Source organism: Mesorhizobium sp. M7A.F.Ca.US.006.04.2.1 (assembly GCF_004022915.1).
Classification (GTDB): Bacteria; Pseudomonadota; Alphaproteobacteria; order Rhizobiales; family Rhizobiaceae; genus Mesorhizobium; species Mesorhizobium ciceri.
Map to the genome: position 1 here is coordinate 1 of NZ_RZQA01000746.1, position 3,240 is coordinate 3,240.

General features: G+C 64.4%; 4 protein-coding genes and 1 pseudogene. 1 reads left to right on the plus strand and 4 read right to left on the minus strand.

Annotated elements, in window-relative coordinates; all coding sequences use genetic code 11:
• On the plus strand, nt 1-579 hold a 579-nt coding region (locus tag EN925_RS29255), incomplete at its 5' end, for an alpha/beta hydrolase (RefSeq protein WP_128337113.1).
• Nucleotides 580-627: 48 nt separating this feature from the next.
• On the opposite strand, the gene glp is transcribed toward EN925_RS29255, so the two are convergent.
• The 4 genes and pseudogenes from glp to EN925_RS41005 all read right to left on the minus strand — a co-directional run.
• Nucleotides 628-1,833 (minus strand): gephyrin-like molybdotransferase Glp, encoded by a 1,206-nt coding sequence (glp, locus tag EN925_RS29260; protein ID WP_127385144.1) that lies wholly within the window; start codon nt 1,831-1,833, stop codon nt 628-630.
• Nucleotides 1,833-2,315 carry a cyclic pyranopterin monophosphate synthase MoaC gene (gene moaC, locus EN925_RS29265; protein WP_064995870.1) on the minus strand — a complete coding sequence of 161 codons (483 nt, stop codon included), beginning with the start codon at nt 2,313-2,315 and terminating at the stop codon, nt 1,833-1,835. Before moaC ends, glp begins: the two co-directional genes overlap by 1 nt.
• A gap of 2 nt (nt 2,316-2,317) precedes the next feature.
• Nucleotides 2,318-3,130 (minus strand): indole-3-glycerol phosphate synthase TrpC, encoded by an 813-nt coding sequence (gene trpC, locus EN925_RS29270; protein ID WP_128337114.1) that lies wholly within the window; start codon nt 3,128-3,130, stop codon nt 2,318-2,320.
• 3 nt (nt 3,131-3,133) lie between these two features.
• Nucleotides 3,134-3,240, minus strand: a pseudogene (locus tag EN925_RS41005) (anthranilate phosphoribosyltransferase); the annotation flags it as partial.

Consider the following 3,240-nt stretch of genomic DNA (forward strand, 5'->3'; position numbering starts at 1 on the left):
GACAAGAGCTTGTGGTCGCATCTCGCCAAGGGCGCGGTCGGCAGCGGCTTCGCCGTTGCGATGCCCTCCTACACGCTGTGCCCGGACATACGCATCGCAGGCATCGTCCGGGAAGTCGGGGCGGCGATTGGCAAGGCAGCGGCAATGGTTGACGGACCGCTGATGCTGACCGGACATTCGGCCGGCGGCCATCTCGCCACCCGGAGGGTGACGACAACCACGCCTCTGGCGCCGGATGTGGCGCGGCGCATACGCCATGTCGTTTCGATTTCAGGTCTACACGATTTGCGTCCGCTCATGCGCACCGGCATGAACAAGGACCTGGCAATCGACGAAGAGGAGGCGCTGGCTGAAAGCCCAGCCCTGCTGCGCCCGATGGATGGCGCCCGCGTCACCTGCTGGGCCGGCGGCGGTGAGCGCGCCGAGTTCCTGCGCCAGAATACGTTGCTTGCCAACATCTGGACCGGCCTTGGCGCCACCACCAGCACCGTGGTCGAGCCCGACCGGCATCACTACGACATTGTCGACGGCCTTACCGATCCGGCGCATCCGCTGACACAGAGCTTGATCTCGAGCTAGAGCCGAGATCACTTTCTCGTCTGTTATGAACGGCTTGCCTGGAATTCCTCAGCGCAGCATCAAAACGCTGCAAGCCTCGCCCGCGGCTGCTGCAGGGGCAAACGGTGCCCGCACGATCAGCCCGTTGGCGTCGGCCAGCATTCTCAGCATCGAGGAATCCTGAATGCCGAACGGCGTCGCCACCAGCGCGCCGTCATCTTCCCTGACCACGGCTCGGACATAGTCCTGGCGCAAATCATTGGCCGGCATTGCGGCACCCAGTCGCGCTGGGCGAATGTCCTGGCGATGGTTGCGGCCGCCGAGCCGCGCCAGCAGCGGCTTCAGGAACAGTTGCGAGCAGACCAGGCTTGCCACCGGGTTGCCGGGCAGGCCGATGCACCTGATATCGCCGAGGCGGCCGAACATCAGCGGCTTGCCGGGGCGCATGGCAATCTTCCAGAAGCCGAGCGTCATGCCTTCGCCGGTCAGCACATCGTGGATCAGGTCGTGATCGCCGACCGAGGCGCCACCAAGCGTCACGATGACATCCGCACCGGCCGCCACCGCTTTTTGCACCAGTTCGGCGATGGCCTCCTTGCGATCGGCGGCAATGCCGAGATCGAGCGCGCGGGCGCCGACCGAGTGTGCGGTGGCAGCGACGCCATAGGCATTGGACGAGATGATCTGGTCCGGGCCGAGATTACTGCCCGGCGGCAGCAATTCGTCGCCGGTGGCGATGATGGCGACAAGCGGTCGTCTTACCACCTTGACCTGGGGATGGTTGGCCGATGCTGCCAGCGACAGTGCCGCCGGGTCGAGCAAACGGCCTCTTTCGAGCAGCACATCGCCTGTTGAAAAATCGAGCCCGATGCGGCGGATATTGCGCCATTGCGCCGTCGGCTCGGTCACTTCGATTTCGCCGCCGCCGAGGTCGTGGACATTCTCCTGGATGACGATGGTGTCGGCGCCTTCGGGCAGCGGCGCGCCGGTGAAGATGCGCACCGCTTGTGCCTTGCCGATCCTACCGGCAAAACCACGTCCGGCCGGCGCCATGCCGATCACCGACAGCCTGGATGGTACCGACGCCACGTCGGCGGCTCGAGCGGCATAGCCATCCATGGCGGAAGCGTTGAAAGGTGGCTGGGTACGGAGTGCCACGACCTGTTCTGCCAGAACACGATCCACCGCCTCGAACAGAGGAAGGCTTTCGCCGGCTAGAGGTGCCGCACCATCGAGCAGGCGTTCAAGCGCCTCCGCGATAGGAACCAGCGCCATCAGGAACTCGCCTTGTAGTCACCCGACTTGCCACCGGTCTTTTCGACCAGGCAGATGCCGGTGATGACCATGGCGCGGTCTACTGCTTTGGCCATGTCGTAGATGGTCAGGCAGGCTACCGAAGCGGCCGTCAGCGCTTCCATCTCGACGCCCGTCTTGCCGGTGACGCGGGCCAGTGCGGTGACCTTCAGGCCAGGTAAAGCGTGGTCCGGCTCGATGTCGACGGAAACCTTGGTCAGCAGCAGCGGATGGCAGAGCGGGATCAGCTCATGCGTCTTCTTCGCCGCCATGATGCCGGCAATGCGCGCGGTGCCGAGCACGTCACCCTTCTTGGCGTTGCCGGCGAGGATCATCTTCAGCGTCTCGGGCTGCATCGCGACAAAGCCTTCGGCGATCGCCGTGCGCGTTGTTTCTTCCTTGTCGCCGACATCGACCATGTTGGCCTCGCCCTGCGCGCCGAGATGGGTCAGGCCTGATACCATCGTCAGATAGCCTCGGCCAAAGCCTTGCCTGTCAGAAGCAAGCGCGTCGCGGTGGTGACGTCCTGTTGCCGCATCAGGCTCTCGCCGACAAGAAAAGTGCCGATGTCGCTCTTTTGCAGCCTGAGGCAGTCGTCATGGGTGAAAATACCGCTCTCGCTGACCAGCAGGCGGCCGCCCGGCACCATGGGTGCCAGCCGCTCCGACGTTTTAAGGCTGGTTTCAAATGTTCTCAGATTGCGGTTGTTGATGCCGATCAGCCGCGACGACAGTTTTAGCGCGCGCAGCGTCTCGGACTCATCATGCACCTCGATCAGCGCATCCATGCCGAGTTCGAATGCCGTTGCCTCAAGCTCGCTCGCCAGGGCGTCGTCGACGCTGGCCATGATGATCAGGATGGCATCCGCGCCCCAGGCGCGGGCTTCGTAGACCTGATAGGGATCGAACAGGAAATCCTTGCGCAGCGCCGGCAGCGCGACGGCGGCTCGCGCCCGGGCGAGAAATTCCGGCGCGCCCTGGAAGGACGGTGCGTCGGTCAGCACCGAAAGACAGGCAGCGCCACCCTTGGCATAGGCCTGCGCCAGCGCCGGCGGATCGAAATCGGCGCGGATCAGCCCCTTGGACGGGCTTGCCTTCTTGATCTCGGCGATCAGCGCAAAGGCGCCGGATTTGCGCTTTGCTTCGAGCGCGGCAAGAAAGCCGCGCGGTGCGTCGGCGTCCTTGGCTCGCGCCTTGATTTCGGCCAGCGGCACACGTGCCTTTGCCGCCGCGATCTCGTCGCGCTTGTAGGCCTCGATCTTGCGAAGAATGTCAGACACGTTTTACCCGTTCGAAATCTCGACCAGCCTGTCGAGCACTTGCAGGGCCCGGCCGCTGTCGATGGCTTGCGCGGCGAGCGCGATGCCGTCGGCAAGCGTCGTCGCCTTGC